At 51.9% G+C, this 20,713-nt stretch carries 17 protein-coding genes; 12 read left to right on the forward strand and 5 right to left on the reverse strand.

The window, feature by feature from the left end; translation table 11 throughout:
* Nucleotides 1-161 precede the first annotated feature (161 nt).
* From C7B16_RS15425 to C7B16_RS15455, 7 genes are all read left to right on the forward strand, one after another.
* Nucleotides 162-1,196 carry a LacI family DNA-binding transcriptional regulator gene (locus C7B16_RS15425; RefSeq protein WP_001129779.1) on the forward strand — a complete coding sequence of 345 codons (1,035 nt, stop codon included), beginning with the start codon at nt 162-164 and terminating at the stop codon, nt 1,194-1,196.
* A gap of 72 nt (nt 1,197-1,268) precedes the next feature.
* Entirely contained in the window at nt 1,269-2,684 is a 1,416-nt protein-coding gene (gene dnaB, locus C7B16_RS15430) for a replicative DNA helicase (protein WP_001517572.1), read from the forward strand.
* Nucleotides 2,685-2,736: 52 nt separating this feature from the next.
* Entirely contained in the window at nt 2,737-3,816 is a 1,080-nt protein-coding gene (gene alr, locus C7B16_RS15435; protein ID WP_001147291.1) for an alanine racemase, read from the forward strand.
* 241 nt (nt 3,817-4,057) lie between these two features.
* Nucleotides 4,058-5,251 carry an aromatic amino acid transaminase gene (gene tyrB, locus C7B16_RS15440; protein ID WP_016249470.1) on the forward strand — a complete coding sequence of 398 codons (1,194 nt, stop codon included), beginning with the start codon at nt 4,058-4,060 and terminating at the stop codon, nt 5,249-5,251.
* A gap of 229 nt (nt 5,252-5,480) precedes the next feature.
* Nucleotides 5,481-6,194 (forward strand): acid phosphatase AphA, encoded by a 714-nt coding sequence (aphA, locus tag C7B16_RS15445; protein ID WP_010377498.1) that lies wholly within the window; start codon nt 5,481-5,483, stop codon nt 6,192-6,194.
* A 110-nt stretch (nt 6,195-6,304) separates the two neighbouring features.
* Nucleotides 6,305-6,721, forward strand: coding sequence for a secondary thiamine-phosphate synthase enzyme YjbQ (locus C7B16_RS15450; protein WP_000270380.1), 417 nt, complete (start codon nt 6,305-6,307; stop codon nt 6,719-6,721).
* A gap of 3 nt (nt 6,722-6,724) precedes the next feature.
* On the forward strand, nt 6,725-7,081 hold the full coding sequence (locus C7B16_RS15455) for an MmcQ/YjbR family DNA-binding protein (RefSeq protein WP_000155671.1): 357 nt from the start codon (nt 6,725-6,727) through the stop codon (nt 7,079-7,081).
* 207 nt (nt 7,082-7,288) lie between these two features.
* Here the strand turns inward: C7B16_RS15455 and uvrA are convergent, their stop codons facing one another.
* Nucleotides 7,289-10,111: an excinuclease ABC subunit UvrA gene (gene uvrA, locus C7B16_RS15460; RefSeq protein ID WP_000357769.1), complete on the reverse strand. Its 2,823-nt coding sequence runs from the start codon at nt 10,109-10,111 to the stop codon at nt 7,289-7,291.
* A 250-nt stretch (nt 10,112-10,361) separates the two neighbouring features.
* Here uvrA and ssb1 point away from each other — a divergent pair, with 250 nt between their 5' ends.
* On the forward strand, nt 10,362-10,898 hold the full coding sequence (gene ssb1 / locus C7B16_RS15465; RefSeq protein WP_000168305.1) for a single-stranded DNA-binding protein SSB1: 537 nt from the start codon (nt 10,362-10,364) through the stop codon (nt 10,896-10,898).
* 97 nt (nt 10,899-10,995) lie between these two features.
* Here the strand turns inward: ssb1 and C7B16_RS15470 are convergent, their stop codons facing one another.
* A complete protein-coding gene (locus C7B16_RS15470; protein ID WP_000224316.1) occupies nt 10,996-11,277 on the reverse strand; it encodes a YjcB family protein in 282 nt (93 codons plus the stop codon).
* 447 nt (nt 11,278-11,724) lie between these two features.
* Between C7B16_RS15470 and C7B16_RS15480 the strand changes: the two genes are divergently transcribed.
* Nucleotides 11,725-13,311: an EAL domain-containing protein gene (locus C7B16_RS15480; RefSeq protein ID WP_107179879.1), complete on the forward strand. Its 1,587-nt coding sequence runs from the start codon at nt 11,725-11,727 to the stop codon at nt 13,309-13,311.
* Between the two features lie 3 nt (nt 13,312-13,314).
* Here the strand turns inward: C7B16_RS15480 and soxS are convergent, their stop codons facing one another.
* Complete coding sequence (gene soxS / locus C7B16_RS15485) at nt 13,315-13,638, reverse strand: superoxide response transcriptional regulator SoxS (protein ID WP_000019357.1); 324 nt, start codon at nt 13,636-13,638, stop codon at nt 13,315-13,317.
* Between the two features lie 85 nt (nt 13,639-13,723).
* On the opposite strand from soxS, the gene soxR reads away from it, so the two are divergent.
* The 3 genes from soxR (at nt 13,724) to C7B16_RS15505 (ending at nt 17,882) form a co-directional block, all read left to right on the forward strand.
* Complete coding sequence (soxR, locus tag C7B16_RS15490) at nt 13,724-14,188, forward strand: redox-sensitive transcriptional activator SoxR (RefSeq protein ID WP_000412428.1); 465 nt, start codon at nt 13,724-13,726, stop codon at nt 14,186-14,188.
* Nucleotides 14,189-14,732: 544 nt separating this feature from the next.
* Entirely contained in the window at nt 14,733-16,082 is a 1,350-nt protein-coding gene (gene ghxP, locus C7B16_RS15500) for a guanine/hypoxanthine transporter GhxP (RefSeq protein WP_000106896.1), read from the forward strand.
* 150 nt (nt 16,083-16,232) lie between these two features.
* On the forward strand, nt 16,233-17,882 hold the full coding sequence (locus C7B16_RS15505; RefSeq protein WP_000402197.1) for a Na+/H+ antiporter: 1,650 nt from the start codon (nt 16,233-16,235) through the stop codon (nt 17,880-17,882).
* A 97-nt stretch (nt 17,883-17,979) separates the two neighbouring features.
* Here the strand turns inward: C7B16_RS15505 and actP are convergent, their stop codons facing one another.
* On the reverse strand, nt 17,980-19,629 hold the full coding sequence (actP, locus tag C7B16_RS15510; RefSeq protein WP_000832601.1) for a cation/acetate symporter ActP: 1,650 nt from the start codon (nt 19,627-19,629) through the stop codon (nt 17,980-17,982).
* Entirely contained in the window at nt 19,626-19,940 is a 315-nt protein-coding gene (locus tag C7B16_RS15515) for a DUF485 domain-containing protein (RefSeq protein WP_001517575.1), read from the reverse strand. Before C7B16_RS15515 ends, actP begins: the two co-directional genes overlap by 4 nt.
* Between the last annotated feature and the right edge of the window lie 773 nt (nt 19,941-20,713).

Below are 20,713 nucleotides of genomic sequence, written 5' to 3' on the forward strand. Positions count from 1 at the left end.
TGCGTAATTTGTACGATTGGTGTGCAAAAAAAACAATAAGCGAAGTGTGAATCTGTGATCGAAACGACGATCTCCTGCGATCCCGGGGGTAACGGATCGCATGAGCAAAAGGAGATTATGATAAAGTAAATGCCTTGATCTTATGGGGGATTGGAGTAGTCATGGCGAAGTCGGATACAGGAAGAAAGCGGGTAACATTAACCGATGTTGCTCGTGCGGCTGGCGTTTCGAAATCGACCGTGTCGCTGGTACTCAACGACAGTCCGTTGATCAAAAAAGAGACTCAACAAAAAGTCCAACAAGCCATTGAGCAATTAGGCTATGTCTATAACCGTTTTGCCGCCAATTTACGTTCGCAAAAATCACTGACTATCGGCGTGGTGATTGATGATTTGACCAACCCTTTCTTCGCTGAATTTACAATGGGCCTTGAGATGACGCTGGCGGAGCACGGTTTTATCACCGTAATGTCCAATACCTCCCAGCGTAGCGATCGGCAAAAACAGGTACTTGATACCTTGCTGGAACACCACGTCGCGGGCATTGTCCTCTGTCCAGTAAACAGCACCTCAGAAGCCGATTTACAGCGTTATGCCAACAGTTCCACACCCTTATTAATCACGATGCGCCCTCTTGACTGGCAACAATTGCCCGTCGATTACGTTGGCGTGGACAGCCACGCAGGTGTCCGGGAAGCTACGGAATATCTCATTCAACAAGGACACCGGGACATCGTGTTTATTGGGGGGCTTACGCACCATATGCGTTATCAGGGATATCTGGAGGCGATGAACCATCATGGTTTACAACCGTGGAGTACTGATGCTTTTTCGCTGCGTGCTGAACCGACTCAGGCCAACGGCTACCAGTTGATGCAACAACTGTTAGATATGCCTTCGCCACCGACAGCAGTAATTTGTTATAACGATCTCATGGCTTTTGGCGCGGAATCGGCGTTAGGCGAAAGAGGGGTGCTTGCCGGAAAAGATATTTCGCTGATTGGTAATGACGGCGTGGCGGCTTGCGCTTACAGTAACCCGCCGTTAACCACCATTGCGGTAGAACCACTGGCGCTGGGGAAACAAGCGGCGCAGCAAATTCTACGGCGTATCGCGCAACCTGATGCGCCGCTCAGCCATTACGTTTATCGCCCAACCCTGCAAATTCGCGCTTCCACCGGAAAGCAGGGGCGTTAAATGCTGTAGCGAGAAACCGTTTCTCGCTATACTCTCTTGTCCCCCGTTCAACATCAGGTAACACCATTCGTTATGGCAGGCAATAAACCCTTCAACAAACAACAAACTGAACCCCGCGAACGCGATCCACAAGTTGCCGGGCTGAAAGTGCCTCCGCACTCGATCGAAGCGGAGCAGTCGGTGTTGGGCGGTTTAATGCTGGATAACGAACGCTGGGATGATGTGGCCGAGCGTGTGGTGGCAGACGATTTCTACACCCGTCCGCACCGTCATATCTTTACCGAAATGGCGCGTTTGCAGGAAAGCGGTAGCCCCATCGACCTGATCACCCTGGCAGAATCGCTGGAGCGCCAGGGGCAACTCGACAGCGTTGGTGGTTTTGCCTATCTGGCGGAACTGTCAAAAAATACGCCAAGTGCGGCAAACATCAGTGCATATGCCGACATCGTGCGCGAACGTGCCGTTGTCCGTGAGATGATCTCGGTTGCTAATGAGATTGCCGAAGCCGGTTTTGATCCGCAAGGACGCACCAGTGAAGACCTGCTCGACCTTGCTGAGTCTCGCGTCTTTAAAATTGCCGAAAGTCGTGCCAATAAAGACGAAGGACCGAAGAACATCGCTGATGTGCTCGACGCCACGGTGGCGCGTATTGAGCAACTTTTCCAGCAGCCGCACGATGGTGTAACCGGTGTTAATACCGGCTACGACGATCTCAACAAAAAAACCGCGGGTTTGCAGCCGTCGGATTTGATCATCGTCGCGGCACGTCCGTCGATGGGTAAAACGACATTTGCGATGAACCTCGTTGAAAATGCGGCGATGTTGCAGGATAAACCGGTATTGATCTTCTCGCTGGAGATGCCATCAGAACAGATTATGATGCGTTCTCTGGCGTCACTGTCACGTGTTGACCAGACCAAAATCCGTACCGGGCAGCTTGATGATGAAGACTGGGCGCGCATTTCCGGCACGATGGGCATTTTGCTCGAAAAACGTAATATCTATATCGATGATTCCTCCGGCCTGACGCCAACGGAAGTGCGTTCCCGCGCGCGCCGTATTGCCCGTGAGCACGGCGGCATCGGGCTTATCATGATCGACTACCTGCAATTGATGCGCGTACCGGCGCTTTCCGATAACCGTACGCTGGAAATTGCAGAAATCTCCCGCTCGCTAAAAGCGCTGGCAAAAGAGCTGAACGTGCCGGTGGTGGCACTCTCGCAGTTGAACCGCTCTCTGGAACAACGTGCCGACAAACGCCCGGTCAACTCTGACCTGCGTGAATCCGGCTCCATCGAGCAGGATGCGGACTTGATCATGTTTATCTATCGTGATGAGGTTTATCACGAAAACAGTGATTTAAAAGGCATCGCGGAAATTATTATCGGTAAACAACGTAACGGCCCAATCGGGACGGTACGGCTGACCTTTAACGGTCAATGGTCGCGCTTTGATAATTACGCAGGGCCGCAATACGACGACGAGTAATAATTATTTTATAAATCAGGTAATTAAAGCAAACACTTATCAAGGAACACAAATGCAAGCGGCAACTGTTGTGATTAACCGCCGCGCTCTGCGACACAACCTGCAACGTCTGCGTGAACTGGCACCTGCCAGTAAACTGGTTGCGGTGGTGAAAGCGAACGCCTACGGTCACGGTCTGATTGAGACCGCGCGAACGCTCCCCGATGCTGACGCTTTTGGCGTCGCCCGTCTCGAAGAAGCTCTGCGGCTTAGAGCGGGGGGCATCACGCAACCTATTTTGTTACTGGAAGGTTTTTTTGAAGCAGACGATTTGTCGACGATCTCCGCTGAACATCTGCATACCGCCGTGCATAACGAAGAACAGCTTGCTGCTCTGGAAGAGGCTAATCTGGAGGAGCCAGTTACCGTCTGGATGAAACTCGACACCGGTATGCACCGACTGGGCGTGTTACCGGAACAAGCTGAGGCGTTTTATCAACGACTTACGCAATGCAAAAACGTCCGTCAGCCGGTGAATATTGTCAGCCACTTTGCTCGCGCTGATGAGCCAAAATGCGGCGCGACTGAGAAACAACTCGATATCTTCAATACCTTTTGCGAAGGCAGGCCCGGCAAGCGTTCAATCGCCGCATCGGGTGGAATCTTGTTATGGCCACAGTCGCATTTTGACTGGGTGCGCCCCGGCATCATTCTTTACGGTGTATCGCCGCTGGAAGATGGCTCCACCGGTGCTGATTTCGGTTGCCAGCCAGTGATGTCTCTGACCTCCAGTCTGATTGCTGTGCGTGGGCATAAAGCCGGGGAGCCTGTAGGTTATGGCGGAACATGGATCAGCGAACGTGATACCCGTCTTGGCGTTGTGGCGATGGGTTATGGCGATGGCTACCCTCGCGCAGCTCCGTCCGGTACGCCAGTGCTGGTCAATGGCCGCGAAGTGCCAATCGTCGGGCGAGTTGCGATGGATATGATCTGCGTAGACTTAGGCCCAGAGGCGCAGGATAAAGCGGGTGATCCGGTGATTCTGTGGGGTGAAGGTCTGCCGGTTGAGCGAATCGCTGCAATGACAAAAGTAAGTGCTTACGAACTTATCACGCGCCTGACGTCAAGGGTAGCGATGAAATACGTCGATTAATCGTTCAGCAATATTTGATTGTCTGTGCCGGGTGTGGTGTGAAAGCCTTATCCGGCCAGCAACGCAATGTAAATTCAATAAATTGATACACTCTTGTCGTTTTGCCACTGGAGGTTTTGCGTTTTTCATCAGCCGCGCTACGTTATTAATTGCCGCTCATTGCTAAACATCCTCTCGATCTTCCCCATCTTCCGGTTTATTGTGTTTTAACCACCTGCCTGTAAACCTGGAGAACCATCGCGTGTTTCAAAAAGTTGACGCCTACGCTGGCGACCCGATTCTTTCGCTTATGGAGCGTTTTAAAGAAGATCCTCGCGGCGACAAAGTGAATTTAAGTATCGGCCTGTACTACAACGAAGACGGGATTATCCCGCAACTAAAAGCCGTCGCAGAAGCGGAAGCGCGCCTGAATGCGCAGCCTCACGGCGCTTCGCTTTATTTGCCGATGGAAGGGCTTAACAGCTATCGCCATGCTCTTGCGCCGCTGTTGTTCGGTGCGGACCATCCGGTGTTGCAACAACAGCGTGTGGCGACCATTCAAACCCTCGGCGGCTCGGGGGCATTAAAAGTGGGCGCTGACTTCCTGAAACGCTATTTCCCTGAATCAGGCGTCTGGGTCAGCGATCCTACCTGGGAAAACCACGTAGCAATATTCGCCGGTGCTGGATTCGAAGTGAGCACTTACCCCTGGTATGACGAAGCGACCAACGGTGTGCGTTTTAGCGACTTGCTGGCGACGCTGAAAACACTGCCCGCCCGCAGTATTGTGCTGTTGCATCCGTGTTGCCATAACCCAACAGGCGCCGATCTCAACAATGACCAGTGGGATGCGGTGATTGAAATCCTCAAGACACGTGAGCTTATCCCATTCCTTGATATCGCCTATCAAGGATTTGGTGCTGGTATGGACGAGGATGCCTATGCCATTCGCGCCATTGCCAGTGCCGGATTGCCCGCTCTGGTGAGCAATTCATTCTCGAAAATTTTCTCGCTGTACGGCGAACGTGTCGGCGGTCTTTCGGTAGTGTGTGAAGATGCCGAAGCCGCAGGCCGCGTGCTGGGGCAATTGAAAGCCACTGTGCGCCGTATTTACTCCAGTCCGCCGAATTTTGGTGCGCAGGTGGTGGCAACGGTGCTGAATGATGAGGCGTTGAAAGCCAACTGGCTGGCAGAAGTAGAAGAAATGCGTACCCGTATTCTGGCAATGCGTCAGCAACTGGTGCAGGTGCTGAGTACTGAGATGCCGGGGCGTAATTTCGATTATCTGCTTAAGCAACGCGGTATGTTCAGCTATACCGGTTTAAGCGCCGCCCAGGTTGACCGACTGCGTGAAGAGTTTGGTGTTTACCTGATCGCCAGCGGGCGTATGTGCGTGGCGGGGCTTAACTCTGCAAACGTGCAGCGTGTGGCAAAGGCATTTGCTGCGGTGATGTAAGGTTCGCCAGCAGGCGGTTGAATAGCCGCCTGCTCTATTATTCTATGGAAATACATTAAGTTATTAAATATTAACAAACATGGGCTGGTCTCATGTGATCCTGCTCCCTTTCTTCACAAAAGCCGCAGATAATCCTTCCTTTCTCACACTGCTGGCGTTATGGTCAGATGGTTTTTTCAACAAATATCACAATAAAAAGTTTCAACTTACTGACTATTTAGGGAAAAATATGCGCAAGATCACACAGGCATTGAGTGCCGTTTGCTTATTGTTCGCTCTAAACAGTTCCGCTGTTGCACTGGCCTCTTCACCTTCACCGCTTAATCCCGGCACTAACGTTGCCAGACTTGCTGAACAGGCACCTGTCCATTGGGTATCGGTCGCACAAATTGAAAATAGCCTCGCAGGGCGTCCACCAATGGCGGTTGGGTTCGATATTGATGACACGGTTCTGTTTTCCAGCCCCGGATTCTGGCGCGGCAAGAAAATATTCTCGCCAGAAAGCGAAGATTATCTGAAAAACCCGGCCTTCTGGGAAAAGATGAACAACGGTTGGGATGAATTCAGCATTCCAAAAGAGGTTGCACGTCAGCTAATTGATATACATGTCCGCCGCGGCGACGCTATCTTCTTTGTGACTGGCCGTAGCCCAACGAAAACAGAAACGGTTTCAAAAACATTAGCTGATGACTTTCATATCCCGGCAACCAGTATGAACCCGGTCATTTTTGCGGGCGATAAACCAGGACAAAACACAAAAACGCAGTGGTTGCAGGATAAAAATATCCGAATGTTTTATGGTGATTCTGATAACGATATCACTGCCGCGCGTGATGTTGGCATTCGTGGTATCCGTATTCTGCGAGCCTCCAACTCTACCTACAAACCCTTGCCACAAGCGGGTGCTTTTGGCGAAGAGGTGATCGTCAATTCAGAATACTGACAGAGCGGGAGAGTATGACACTCTCCCGAATGCTGTTTTTTTAATCAAACCTTTATCCTTTCGCTGTCTTGCTGCAAACTGATTAAGAGAGTTTTATCAAGGAGCAGCACATGTGGTATCAAAAAACGCTCACGCTTAGCGCCAAATCTCGTGGATTCCATCTGGTAACGGATGAAATTCTGAATCAACTGGCTGATATGCCGCGTGTTAATGTTGGTTTACTGCACCTGTTGCTGCAACACACCTCCGCCTCTCTGACACTTAATGAGAATTGCGACCCCACTGTACGCCATGACATGGAGCGTTTTTTCCTCCGTGCGGTTCCCGATAACGGTAGCTATGAGCATGACTATGAAGGAGCAGACGATATGCCTTCTCATATCAAATCCTCAATGCTGGGGGTATCGCTCGTATTGCCAGTGCATAAAGGGCGTATTCAGACCGGCACCTGGCAGGGGATCTGGCTGGGGGAACATCGCATCCACGGCGGATCGCGTCGCATCATCGCGACACTACAAGGGGAGTAAAAAATGACTATTTCGGAGTTGCTACAATATTGCATGGCAAAACCAGGCGCAGAACAGAGTGTGCATAGTGACTGGAAAGCAACGCAAATCAAAGTTGAAGATGTGCTGTTTGCGATGGTGAAAGAGGTGGAAAATCGCCCAGCGGTTTCGCTGAAAACCAGCCCGGAATTGGCGGATCTTCTGCGTCAGCAGCACAGTGATGTTCGCCCCAGCCGACATCTGAACAAAGCGCACTGGAGCACTGTTTATCTCGATGGCTCGCTGCCGGATTCGCAAATCTATTATCTGGTCGATGCGTCGTATCAGCAGGCGGTGAATTTGCTGCCGGAAGAAAAACGTAAATTGCTGGTGCAACTCTGAAAGGAAAAGACCGTTCAGCAAGCGGCCTGAGAATGATGACAAACACAAAATTGCCTGATGCGCTACGCTTATCAGGCCTACGTAATCCCTGCAATATATTGAAATTGCATGTTTTTGTAGGCCGGATAAGGCGTTCACGCCGCATCCGGCAAGAACAAAGCGCACTTTGTCAATAATCTGAGGCCGCTCAGAAAGCGGCCTTAACGATTACAGCATTGGCTTGAGGAAGCGCGCTGTATGCGATGCTTCACACTCTGCGACGGTTTCTGGCGTGCCGGAGACGAGGATCTCACCGCCGCCGCTGCCACCTTCTGGCCCCAGATCAACAATCCAGTCAGCGGTTTTGATCACGTCGAGATTGTGCTCAATCACCACAATGGTATTGCCCTGATCGCGCAGTTTATGCAGAACGTCGAGCAGTTGCTGAATATCGGCAAAGTGCAGACCGGTGGTCGGTTCATCGAGAATATACAGCGTCTGCCCGGTGCCGCGTTTTGACAATTCACGCGCCAGCTTCACACGCTGGGCCTCACCACCGGAAAGCGTGGTTGCTGACTGCCCGAGACGGATGTACGTCAGACCAACATCCATCAGCGTTTGCAGTTTACGCGCCAGTGCGGGCACAGCATCAAAGAACTCACGCGCTTCTTCGATGGTCATATCCAGCACTTCGTGGATGGTTTTACCTTTGTACTTAATCTCCAGCGTTTCGCGGTTATAACGTTTACCTTTGCACTGGTCGCACGGCACGTAAATATCCGGCAGGAAGTGCATTTCCACTTTGATTACACCATCGCCCTGACAGGCTTCGCAGCGCCCACCACGGACGTTAAAGCTGAACCGTCCAGGCGTATAACCGCGCGCACGGGATTCCGGTACGCCCGCAAACAATTCGCGTACAGGCGTAAACACGCCGGTATAGGTCGCCGGGTTGGAACGCGGAGTACGACCAATTGGGCTTTGGTCGATATCGATGACTTTGTCGAAATGCTCCAACCCCTGAATATCGCGATAGGGTGCAGGTTCAGCAATTGTTGCGCCATTCAACTGGCGTTGGGCAATCGGGAACAGCGTGTCGTTAATCAGCGTCGATTTACCAGAACCTGAAACCCCGGTGATGCAGGTAAACAGACCTACCGGCAGCGTCAGTGTCACATCTTTCAGGTTGTTGCCGCGCGCGCCTGTCAGTTTCAGCACTTTTTCCGGATCTGCGGGTACGCGTTTCTTCGGCACTTCAATTTTGCGTTTACCGCTCATGTACTGGCCGGTTAACGACTCCGGAACTGCCATAATCGCTTCCAGCGGACCTTCCGCGACCACTTCACCACCGTGTACACCTGCGCCCGGGCCAATGTCGATGACATGGTCAGCCGCGCGAATAGCGTCTTCGTCGTGCTCCACCACAATCACGGTATTACCGAGATCGCGCAGGTGGATAAGCGTACCCAGCAGGCGTTCGTTATCGCGCTGATGCAGGCCGATAGACGGTTCATCCAGCACGTACATCACGCCAACCAGCCCTGCGCCAATCTGGCTTGCCAGACGGATACGCTGGGCTTCACCGCCGGAAAGGGTTTCTGCCGAGCGGGAAAGTGTCAGGTAGTTCAGCCCGACGTTAACGAGGAATTTCAGGCGGTCGCCAATCTCTTTAAGGATTTTTTCCGCAATCTTCGCGCGTTGCCCGGCGAGTTTGAGATTGTTGAAGAACTCCATCGCATGGCCGATGCTCATGTCAGAGATGGCAGGCAGCGGTGTATTCTCAACATAAACGTGGCGTGCTTCACGGCGCAGACGCGTCCCTTCACAACTGGCGCACGGACGATTGCTGATAAACTTGGCTAACTCTTCGCGTACCGCGCTGGATTCCGTTTCTTTATAACGGCGCTCCATATTGTGCAGCACGCCTTCGAACGGATGGCGGCGGATAGACGTATCGCCACGATCGTTCATGTATTTGAATTCGATATTTTCCTTGCCAGAACCGTAAAGCACCACTTTATGCACGTTCGCACTCAGGCTGCCCCACGGCGCTTCGACGTCGAACTTATAGTGGTCTGCCAGTGATTTCAGCATCTGGAAGTAATAAAAATTACGGCGATCCCAGCCGCGGATCGCGCCGCCCGCCAGCGATAGTTCCGGATTTTGGATCACTCGGTCAGGATCGAAATATTGTTGAACGCCGAGGCCGTCACAGGTCGGGCAGGCGCCCGCCGGGTTGTTGAACGAAAACAGACGCGGTTCCAGTTCGCGCATACTGTAGCCGCAAATCGGACAGGCGAAGTTGGCGGAAAAGAGCAGCTCTTCCGCTTTCGGATTGTCCATATCGGCAACCACCGCCGTACCGCCGGAAAGCTCCAGCGCCGTTTCAAATGACTCCGCCAGGCGTTGGGTAAGATCGTCACGCACTTTGAAACGATCAACTACCACTTCAATCGTGTGTTTCTTTTGCAGTTCCAGTTTCGGCGGATCGGAAAGATCGCAGACTTCGCCATCAATACGTGCGCGGATGTAACCCTGACTCGCCAGATTCTCCAGCGTTTTAGTGTGTTCGCCTTTGCGCTCTTTAATGATTGGCGCGAGTAGCATCAGACGTTTGCCTTCCGGCTGCGACAGGACGTTGTCTACCATCTGGCTGACGGTTTGCGCCGCCAGCGGGACATCGTGATCCGGGCAGCGCGGCTCACCGACGCGAGCGTACAGCAGACGCAAATAGTCGTGGATTTCGGTGATTGTCCCCACCGTGGAGCGCGGGTTGTGGGACGTCGATTTCTGTTCAATCGAGATGGCGGGTGAAAGCCCCTCGATATGGTCGACATCCGGCTTTTCCATCAGTGACAGAAACTGCCGCGCGTAGGCGGAAAGGGATTCAACGTAACGACGCTGCCCTTCGGCATATAAGGTGTCGAAAGCGAGCGAGGATTTGCCAGAACCCGAAAGCCCGGTAACGACAATCAGTTTGTCGCGGGGGATAACGAGGTTGATATTTTTGAGATTATGGGTGCGGGCGCCCCGAACTTCGATCTTATCCATTCACCTTTCCCGGATTAAACACTTTTTGCCCGGCGGCATGGCGCTACCGGCGATCACAAACGGTTAATTATGACACAAATCGACCTGAATGAATATACAGTATTGGAATGCAGAATCCGGAGTGCTGTGTAACAATGTCGGACCATGTTTGTTTCCCGGAACCGAGGTCACATCGTGGTAAAACCGCTATTGGTAATGCTACAATCGCGCGTTTACACTTATTAGACCGTTTTTTTCAGGAGACACGAACATGGCCAGCAGAGGCGTAAATAAGGTTATTCTCGTTGGTAATCTGGGCCAGGACCCGGAAGTACGCTACATGCCAAATGGTGGCGCAGTTGCCAACATTACGCTGGCTACTTCCGAATCCTGGCGTGATAAAGCGACCGGCGAGATGAAAGAGCAGACTGAATGGCACCGCGTTGTGCTGTTCGGCAAACTGGCGGAAGTGGCCAGTGAATATCTGCGTAAAGGTTCCCAGGTTTATATCGAAGGTCAGTTGCGTACCCGCAAATGGACCGACCAATCCGGTCAGGATCGCTACACCACAGAAGTCGTGGTGAACGTTGGCGGCACCATGCAGATGCTGGGTGGTCGTCAGGGTGGTGGCGCTCCGGCAGGCGGTAACATCGGGGGCGGTCAGCCGCAGGGCGGTTGGGGTCAACCTCAGCAGCCGCAGGGTGGCAATCAGTTCAGCGGCGGCGCGCAGTCTCGCCCGCAGCAGTCCGCTCCGGCAGCGCCGTCTAACGAGCCGCCGATGGATTTCGATGACGATATCCCATTCTGATTTTGTTTTAAAACAATAGATTATATTGTTTTAAGGTAGGTGATTAACGCATCTGCCAGGGATAAAAAAGAAGCCTCCATATGGAGGCTTCTGCATATCACACCAAAATCATTGGCCATTGTGGCGGTGCCTGATTTGTGGTTTCCACTATTACCGACTCAATATTGTGCCAGATTGCGGCAATATCCATCATTGTGATTCCGAGCAGTCCCATCGCGAACCAGCAGGCGGAAACAACGCCCAGACCACTACTGATCACTGCCAGCCCGATATAATCAGACCGCCGAAAACGGATGTTGAGCGTACTAGCCAGAAACATCAGTATGGCGCTAAGAAGCTGCCAGCGAAGAAGAACCACGCCCGTGGTGAGGGTAGCCATCAAACATTTCCTCAGAAAATTGCCAGGCCCTGGACAGCGCGGCATTTCTCACGGGAGGCGTGGTACACTCTGGCTATCGCGGGGCTTTCAGAACACAAAAATGAAACACTTTTGCTGTTTCATAAATTTCGTGAACTATATCACAATTGGTTGTTTGTTAGCCAGATTATGCCGCGACTTTATTACTGCACTAATGATGTGGTTTATTCAGTGATGTCGAGGCAATGTACAATAAAGAAATATTGTAACTTCCTGCCTGACCTGCATTTTTCCAACAAAGCTCTTTTGATATCAGCGAGTTATTTTTATGCAAATAACGATTATAAAGGTATCAATTTCAAATCAGGCAAAAGTGCTATTTATACCGTAATATTTATCTAACGTCGTCGGTAGTCAAGGTTTTCACCTTGCAATGACCAGGTATAACCAGGCAGGGAATTGATAGAAATGAGTCAAAGTGCACGACGCAGGATGCTGGCGTTGCCGGGCATCATCTTTGTGGTACTCCTTCCTGTTATCCTTTCACTATGGATTGCCCTCCTTTGGGCTAAAGCGGAAGTGAATAATCAACTTCGTGCTTTTGCCCTGTTAGCCCTGGAGAAATCCGAGTTGGTCATTCAGCAGGCAGATTTAGCGAGCGACGATGCAGAACGCTATCAGGGACAAATTTGCACTCCCACTCATCAACAACAAATGCTGAATATTATCCGCGGTTATCTTTATATCAACGAATTGATATATGCCCACGATAACCTTTTTTTATGTTCAACATTAATAGTTCCCGTTAACGGCTACAGGATGGCGTCAGCAAACTATAAGCGTGAACCTGATGTCTCAATCTATTATTACCGTGATACGCCTTTTTTCTCAGGTTATAAAATGACCTATATGCAGCGAGGAAACTATGTCGCGGTAATTAACCCTTTATTCTGGAGCGAGGTGATGTCTGACGATCCGACGCTGCAATGGGGGGTTTATGATACGGTGACGAAAACCTTTTTCTCTTTAAGCAAACAGGCCTCCGCAGAAAATTTTTCACCATTGATTCATCAGAGGGAAATAACCGTACAGCAGAATGGTTATTTATATGCGATAGTTCATTCAACAAAACGTCCCATTGCCGCTATCGTAGCAACCTCAAACCAGCGTATTTTTTCGCATTTTTATAATCACCTTGTATTTGCCTTGCCGGCAGGTATTTTGGGCAGCCTGGTGCTGCTTTTACTCTGGTTGCGTATAAACCAGAAGTACCAGTCTCCTGAGCGTAAATTGCAACGTGCTCTCGAAAAACGGCAACTTTGTCTCTATTACCAGCCAATTGTTGATATTAAAACGAATAAATGTATTGGCGCTGAGGCGTTGCTACGTTGGCCGGGGACTCAGGGACAGGTAATGACGCCAGCGGAGTTTATTCCACTGGCGGAACAAAAGGGGCTAATTGAGCAGGTTACCAATTATGTCATTAATAGGGTGTTTAACGATCTCGGTGCCTGGCTGGCGAAACATCCTGAACTCTCTATTTCAGTTAACTTATCCGCCTCTGATTTTCATACTTCAAGGGTGATTGCCCTAACCAATCAAAAAATCGAGCAATTTACCGTGCGTCCGCAGCAAATTAAATTTGAAGTCACTGAACATGCGTTTCTTGATGTCGCCAAAATGACGCCGATTATTCTGGCTTTCCGTCAGGCTGGTTACGAAGTGGCGATCGATGATTTTGGTATTGGCTACTCCAACTTGCATAATCTTAATTCATTGAATATCGATATCTTGAAAATCGATAAATCGTTTGTTGAGACGCTAACCACGCACAGAACCAGCCATTTGATTGCAGAACACATTATCGAACTGGCACACAGTCTGGGTCTAAAAACGATTGCAGAAGGGGTGGAAACTGAGGATCAGGTCAACTGGCTGCGCAAACGCGGCGTGCGCTATTGTCAGGGTTGGTACTTTGCAAAGGCGATGCCGCCGCAGGTTTTTATGGCATGGGCAGAGCCAGTACCCGCGCATGACGTCATGCGCGGGCAGTAAACCCTAGATCCGGTGGCGATAATCGCTGGGAGTGCGATCAAACTGCCGACGGAAAACGCGGGAAAAGGTCTGCTGTGAGACATAGCCCAGATCCATCGCGATATCAAAAATAGGGCGTTCGGTGGTGCGCAACTCAACGGCAGCCAGTAGCAGGCGGCGTTGACGAATGTAATCGCCAAGCGTCTGATGTGTCACCGTACGGAACATCCGCTGTAAATACCACTTTGAATAACCTGATTTTTTCGCCACCACATCAATGTTCAGCGGCTGGTCGATATGCTCGTCAATCCATGCGATAAGATCCTGAATAATTTTCTGATGGGACATAAATCTGCCTCTTTTCAGTGTTCAGTTCGTTAATTCATCTGTTGGGGAGTATAATTCCTCAAGTTAACTTGAGGTAAAGCGATTTATGGAAAAGAAATTACCCCGCATTAAAGCCTTGCTTACTCCAGGCGAAGTGGCGAAACGTAGTGGAGTGGCGGTATCGGCGCTGCATTTCTATGAAAGCAAAGGTTTGATTACCAGTATCCGTAACAGCGGCAATCAGCGGCGGTATAAGCGTGATGTGTTGCGATATGTCGCCATCATCAAGATTGCTCAACGTATTGGTATTCCGCTGGCGACCATTGGTGAAGCGTTTGGTGTGTTGCCCGAAGGGCATACATTAAGTGCGAAAGAGTGGAAGCAACTCTCATCACAATGGCGTGAAGAACTGGACCGGCGAATTCATACCTTAGTTGCGTTGCGTGACGAACTGGACGGCTGTATTGGTTGCGGCTGCCTTTCGCGTAGCGACTGCCCGTTGCGTAACCCTGGCGATCGCTTAGGCGAAGAAGGTACTGGTGCGCGTTTGCTGGAAGATGAACAAAACTAAAGCGCCACAAGGGCGCTTTAGTTTGTTTCCGGCCTTTGTCTTTCACTCTATCCCGCTGGTACACAGGAGGGTTTCCCCCGACGTCAACACACCTCATTCGAGCACGTGGTGGAGGTTCCGGTTGGTGTTGATACTTTAATTGTATGCCACCGCCGTTTCTTCGCCAGTGCAAAGTGATCCTTTTTAGCCGCAATATTTTTGTCATCTTGCGTGATTTTTTACCGCAAACTTTTGCTACAAGTTGCCTACAAATGCCGTAATTTTGCGCATCGACGATAACGTTTGCGCATCAGTTGCCTGGTTTTTCATCGTCAATACAAGAAAAGGGAAAAAAGCAGCAAACTTCGGTTGAAAAAGCCGCTATGATCGCCGGATAATCGTTTGCTTTTTTTTACCACCCGTTTTGTATGCGTGGAGCTAAACGTTTGCTTTTTGCGACGACCCCGATTGTCGCAAACCAGAAGCAGGAAGATAACGTTTCGCTGGCAGGGGATTGTCCGCCACGCATCTTGACGAAAAATAAACTCTCAGGGGATGTTTTCTTATGTCTACGCCATCAGCGCGTACCGGCGGTTCACTCGACGCCTGGTTTAAAATTTCACAACGTGGAAGCACTGTTCGTCAGGAAGTGGTTGCCGGGTTAACAACGTTTCTGGCGATGGTCTATTCGGTTATCGTCGTTCCGGGCATGTTGGGCAAAGCGGGCTTCCCGCCAGCGGCCGTTTTTGTTGCGACTTGTCTGGTTGCCGGGATGGGTTCTATCGCGATGGGGTTGTGGGCCAATCTACCATTGGCTATCGGCTGCGCCATCTCCCTGACTGCATTTACCGCATTCAGCCTGGTGCTGGGGCAACATATCAGTGTTCCGGTGGCGCTGGGTGCTGTGTTCCTGATGGGGGTGCTGTTTACGGTTATTTCCGCAACAGGTATCCGTAGCTGGATTTTGCGCAACTTACCGCACGGCGTGGCGCATGGCACGGGGATTGGTATCGGCCTGTTTTTGCTGCTGATTGCTGCCAACGGCGTCGGTCTGGTGATTAAAAACCCGCTTGATGGTTTGCCGGTTGCGCTGGGTGATTTCGCGACATTCCCGGTGATTATGTCGCTGGTAGGTCTGGCAGTGATCATCGGCCTGGAAAAACTGAAAGTACCGGGCGGCATTCTGCTGACCATTATCGGTATCTCGATTGTGGGCCTGATCTTCGATCCTAATGTCCATTTCTCCGGCGTTTTTGCCATGCCTTCATTGAGTGATGAGAACGGCAATTCGCTAATTGGCAGCCTGGACATTATGGGGGCACTGAACCCACTGGTCTTGCCGAGCGTGTTGGCGCTGGTGATGACGGCGGTCTTTGACGCTACAGGAACCATCCGTGCAGTTGCTGGTCAGGCGAATCTGCTGGATAAAGACGGGCAGATTATTGACGGTGGTAAAGCACTAACTACAGACTCCCTGAGTAGCGTTTTCTCCGGCCTGGTTGGCGCGGCACCGGCTGCGGTATACATCGAGTCTGCGGCGGGTACAGCGGCGGGCGGTAAAACCGGCCTGACGGCTATCACCGTTGGCGTGCTGTTCCTGCTGATTCTGTTCCTCTCTCCGCTCTCTTATCTTGTTCCGGGTTACGCAACGGCTCCGGCGCTGATGTACGTTGGCCTGCTGATGCTGAGCAACGTGGCGAAAATCGACTTTGCTGATTTTGTCGATGCAATGGCGGGTCTGGTAACGGCAGTATTCATCGTGCTGACCTGTAACATCGTAACAGGCATCATGATCGGCTTCGCGACTCTGGTGATTGGTCGTCTGGTCTCTGGCGAATGGCGTAAGCTGAACATTGGTACGGTCGTTATCGCCGTGGCGCTGGTCACCTTCTACGCGGGTGGCTGGGCTATCTAATCTTTAATAAGATTCTGAAAACGGGTAGCAATTGCTGCCCGTTTTTATTTTCTCCGTACATTGTGTGAGCTTTTGCGATATTCTGAAAAACTGAGAATCCGGGTATAAAACCTTTCTCAAATCATAAAAAACATCGCAAACAGGGAACGCATGGAAATCTTCTTCACCATACTGATAATGACCCTCGTGGTCTCGCTGTCCGGGGTGGTCACTCGTGTCATGCCCTTTCAGATCCCGCTTCCGCTTATGCAAATCGCCATTGGTGCGCTACTGGCGTGGCCGACGTTTGGTTTGCATGTGGAATTTGACCCAGAACTCTTTTTAGTCTTATTTATCCCGCCGTTGCTGTTCGCGGATGGCTGGAAAACGCCGACCCGCGAATTTCTTGAGCATGGCCGGGAGATCTTCGGTCTCGCGCTGGCGCTGGTCGTCGTCACCGTGGTCGGCATTGGCTTCCTTATTTACTGGGTGGTGCCAGGTATTCCGCTGATCCCCGCTTTTGCGCTGGCGGCGGTGCTCTCTCCGACCGATGCTGTAGCGCTCTCCGGGATTGTTGGAGAAGGGCGCATACCGAAAAAAATTATGGGTATCTTGCAGGGCGAAGCGTTGATGAATGACGCCTCCGGCCTGGTGTCGCTGAAGTTTGCCGTGGCAGTCGCGATGGGGACGATGATCTTCACCGTTGGCGGCGCGACGGTCGAATTTATGAAAGTGGCAATTGGCGGTATTCTCGCCGGTTTTGCGGTGAGCTGGCTGTATGGTCGCTCGTTGCGTTTCCTGAGTCGCTGGGGCGGTGATGAACCGGCAACGCAGATCGTACTGCTGTTCCTGCTGCCGTTCGCCTCTTATCTTATTGCCGAACATATTGGCGTTTCCGGCATCCTCGCAGCGGTTGCCGCCGGTATGACCATCACCCGCTCCGGTGTGATGCGCCGTGCGCCGCTGGCGATGCGACTGCGTGCCAACAGCACCTGGGCGATGCTGGAATTTGTCTTTAACGGTATGGTGTTCCTGCTGCTGGGCCTGCAATTGCCGGGCATTCTGGAGACGTCGCTGATGGCGGCGGAAATCGACCCCAACGTCGAAGTCTGGATGCTCTTTGTCGATATCGTGCTGATTTATGTCGCCTTAATGCTGGTTCGTTTTGGCTGGTTGTGGACGATGAAAAAGCTCAGTAACCGCTTCCTGAAGAAGAAGCCGATGGAGTTTGGTTCGTGGACCACACGAGAAATCCTGATCGCGTCTTTCGCTGGGGTGCGCGGGGCAATCACTCTGGCCGGTGTGCTCTCCATTCCTCTGCTGTTGCCGGATGGTAACGTCTTCCCGGCGCGTTATGAGCTGGTGTTCCTGGCGGCTGGCGTGATTCTCTTCTCGCTGTTTGTTGGTGTAGTGATGTTGCCTATTTTGCTGCAACACATTGAAGTCGCGGATCATTCCCAGCAGTTGAAAGAGGAACGCATTGCACGCGCGGCAACGGCTGAAGTAGCGATTGTGGCGATCCAGAAAATGGAAGAACGTCTGGCGGCGGACACCGAAGAGAACATCGATAACCAGTTGCTCACAGAGGTGAGTTCTCGTGTGATTGGTAACCTGCGTCGTCGCGCCGATGGGCGTAATGATGTTGAAAGTTCAATCCTGGAAGAAGACCTGGAACGCCGCTTCCGTCTGGCGGCACTGCGTTCTGAACGTGCTGAACTGTACCACCTGCGCGCCACGCGGGAGATCAGCAACGAAACGCTGCAAAAATTATTGCACGATCTTGATTTGCTGGAAGCGTTGTTAATTGAAGAAAATCAGTAACGCTCTGACGGCGTAAGATAGCCTGACGCAATCGGTAAAAAGGTGCAGTACATCGCACCTTTTTACCGTTGGTCAGGCGACCAGGGACAAACGGAGATTAATGCGCGCGGCCCTGCTCAACGCCAAAGCCGGTCTGGGAACGGATAAATTGCGCACGGAACAGTTCACGCTCGCGCGCGCCTTCCGCTGAATTATCGGTTGCCGAGAAGAACCAGATACCGAGGAATGCCACGGAGATGGAGAACAACGCCGGGTATTCATACGGGAAGATGGCTTTTTCGTGACCGAGGATCTGCACCCAAATCGTTGGGCCGAGGATCATCAACACTACCGCTGTAATCAGACCTAACCAGCCGCCCAGCATCGCACCACGCGTAGTCAGTTTCGACCAGTACATGGAAAGCAGAATGATTGGGAAGTTACAGCTCGCGGCGATAGCAAACGCCAGACCCACCATGAAGGCGATGTTCTGATTCTCAAACAACACGCCGAGGATAATCGCAATCACACCCAAAATCAGCACGGTGATTTTCGATACCCGCAGCTCTTCACGTTCGGTCGCGCCTTTCTTGAAGACGTTGGCGTACAGATCGTGAGAAACCGCCGATGCGCCTGCCAGCGTCAGACCTGCAACCACCGCGAGGATGGTGGCGAAAGCAACCGCTGAAATAAAGCCGAGGAACAGGTTGCCGCCCACCGCATTGGCCAGGTGAACCGCCGCCATGTTGTTACCGCCAATAAGATGGCCCGCCGCATCTTTATATTCCGGATTTGCACCGACCAGCATGATCGCACCAAAGCCGATAATAAAGGTCAGGATATAGAAGTAACCCATAAAGCCGGTGGCGTAGAACACGCTCTTACGCGCTTCGCGAGCATCGCTAACCGTAAAGAAGCGCATCAGAATGTGCGGCAGACCTGCTGTACCAAACATCAGTCCCAGCCCCAGCGAGAGTGCGGAGATTGGATCTTTTACCAGCCCGCCCGGCTTCATGATGTCGACACCTTTCGGGTGTACTGCCATCGCTTCGCTGAACAGATTGTTGAAGCTAAAACCGACGTGCTTCATCACCATAAAGGCCATAAAGCTGGCACCGAACAGCAGCAGAACGGCTTTGATAATCTGTACCCAGGTGGTTGCTAACATGCCGCCAAACAGGACATACATCATCATCAATACGCCAACCAGAACCACGGCGATGTGATAGTTAAGGCCGAACAGCAGCTCGATCAGTTTACCCGCACCAACCATTTGGGCGATGAGATATAGCGCCACCACCACCAGAGACCCACAGGCCGAAAGAATGCGGATTGGCCCTTGTTTCAAACGGTATGAGGCGACATCCGCAAAGGTATAGCGACCCAGGTTACGCAGACGTTCGGCAATCAGAAACAGAATGATTGGCCAGCCTACCAGGAAGCCCAACGAGTAGATCAGGCCGTCATAACCGGAGGTAAACACCAGCGCGGAGATCCCCAAAAATGAGGCGGCAGACATATAGTCACCGGCTATCGCCAGACCGTTCTGGAAGCCGGTGATATTACCGCCTGCGGTGTAGTAGTCGTTACGGGAACGCACGCGTTTTGATGCCCAGTAGGTGATACCAAGCGTAAACACGACGAAAATCAGGAACATAATAATCGCCTGCCAGTTTGTTGGCTGGCGTTCTACGGCCCCGCTAATGGCATCCGCGGCGTTCGCTGCGAAAGGGAGTGTGGCGGCAAGCGCCGTCATAACTCTTTTCATGACGCTTGTACCTCATGCAGGACTTCGTTATTAAGGCGGTCGAATTCGCCGTTCGCCCGCCAGATGTAGATACCAGTGAGAACAAAGGAGATCACAATCACCCCGACGCCAACGGGAATACCGCGTGTGACGCTGGTGTTCGGATTCAGCGGAGTGCCCAGCCAGCCAGGCGCAAAGGCAATCAGTAAAATAAAGCTGATATAAACTGTCAGCATAATAATCGACAGGATGGTGGCAAACCGTTGCCGTTTTTCGACCAACTCCCTGAAATGCGCATTGTCTTCTATCCGCTGATAAATAGTGCCATTCATCACAGATTCTCCAGAGGTAATGTAGGGATTGTTTTAATTCCCGCTCCCTTGTGGGAGAGGGTTAACGCCCAGGTAACCCATAGCCTGATGCGCCTTATCAGGCCTACAGCCGTTGCCGAATGTAGGCCGGATAAGGCGTTTACGCCGCATCCGGCAATCAACGCCAGATGCGTCGCTGTCGCGTCTTATCAGGCCTACAGCCGTTGCCAGATGTAGGCCGGATAAGGCGTTTACGCCGCATCCGGCAATCAACGCCAGATGCGTCGCTGTCGCGTCTTATCAGGCCTACAGCCGTTGCCGAATGTAGGCCGGATAAGGTGTTTACGCCGCATCCGGCAATCAACGCCAGATGCGTCGCTGTCGCGTCTTATCAGGCCTACAGCCGTTGCCGAATGTAGGCCGGATAAGGTGTTTACGCCGCATCCGGCAATCAACGCCAGATGCGCCGCTGTCGCGTCTTATCCGGCCTACAGCCGTTGCTGAATGTAGGCCGGATAAGGTGTTTACGCCGCATCCGGCAATCAACGCCAGATGCGCCGCTGTCGCGTCTTATCAGGCCTACAGCCGTTGCCGAATGTAGGCCGGATAAGGCGTTTACGCCGCATCCGGCAATCAACGCCAGATGCGTCGCTGTCGCGTCTTATCAGGCCTACAGCCGTTGCCGAATGTAGGCCGGATAAGGTGTTTACGCCGCATCCGGCAATCAACGCCAGATGCGTCGCTGTCGCGTCTTATCAGGCCTACAGCCGTTGCCGAATGTAGGCCGGATAAGG

Origin of the sequence: Escherichia sp. 20412-1, from assembly GCF_003027595.1 — a bacterium.
Taxonomy (GTDB): domain Bacteria; phylum Pseudomonadota; class Gammaproteobacteria; order Enterobacterales; family Enterobacteriaceae; genus Escherichia; species Escherichia marmotae.

Bases quoted from the DNA above. Each gene is read 5' to 3' on its own strand.
- C7B16_RS15425 (WP_001129779.1), top strand. From the start codon at position 162: ATGGCGAAGTCGGATACAGGAAGAAAGCGGGTAACATTAACCGATGTT.
- dnaB (WP_001517572.1), top strand. From the start codon at position 1,269: ATGGCAGGCAATAAACCCTTCAACAAACAACAAACTGAACCCCGCGAA.
- alr (WP_001147291.1), top strand. From the start codon at position 2,737: ATGCAAGCGGCAACTGTTGTGATTAACCGCCGCGCTCTGCGACACAAC.
- aphA (WP_010377498.1), top strand. From the start codon at position 5,481: ATGCGCAAGATCACACAGGCATTGAGTGCCGTTTGCTTATTGTTCGCT.
- C7B16_RS15450 (WP_000270380.1), top strand. From the start codon at position 6,305: ATGTGGTATCAAAAAACGCTCACGCTTAGCGCCAAATCTCGTGGATTC.
- C7B16_RS15455 (WP_000155671.1), top strand. From the start codon at position 6,725: ATGACTATTTCGGAGTTGCTACAATATTGCATGGCAAAACCAGGCGCA.
- uvrA (WP_000357769.1), bottom strand. From the start codon at position 10,111: ATGGATAAGATCGAAGTTCGGGGCGCCCGCACCCATAATCTCAAAAAT.
- ssb1 (WP_000168305.1), top strand. From the start codon at position 10,362: ATGGCCAGCAGAGGCGTAAATAAGGTTATTCTCGTTGGTAATCTGGGC.
- C7B16_RS15470 (WP_000224316.1), bottom strand. From the start codon at position 11,277: ATGGCTACCCTCACCACGGGCGTGGTTCTTCTTCGCTGGCAGCTTCTT.
- C7B16_RS15480 (WP_107179879.1), top strand. From the start codon at position 11,725: ATGAGTCAAAGTGCACGACGCAGGATGCTGGCGTTGCCGGGCATCATC.
- soxS (WP_000019357.1), bottom strand. From the start codon at position 13,638: ATGTCCCATCAGAAAATTATTCAGGATCTTATCGCATGGATTGACGAG.
- soxR (WP_000412428.1), top strand. From the start codon at position 13,724: ATGGAAAAGAAATTACCCCGCATTAAAGCCTTGCTTACTCCAGGCGAA.
- ghxP (WP_000106896.1), top strand. From the start codon at position 14,733: ATGTCTACGCCATCAGCGCGTACCGGCGGTTCACTCGACGCCTGGTTT.
- C7B16_RS15505 (WP_000402197.1), top strand. From the start codon at position 16,233: ATGGAAATCTTCTTCACCATACTGATAATGACCCTCGTGGTCTCGCTG.
- actP (WP_000832601.1), bottom strand. From the start codon at position 19,629: ATGAAAAGAGTTATGACGGCGCTTGCCGCCACACTCCCTTTCGCAGCG.
- C7B16_RS15515 (WP_001517575.1), bottom strand. From the start codon at position 19,940: ATGAATGGCACTATTTATCAGCGGATAGAAGACAATGCGCATTTCAGG.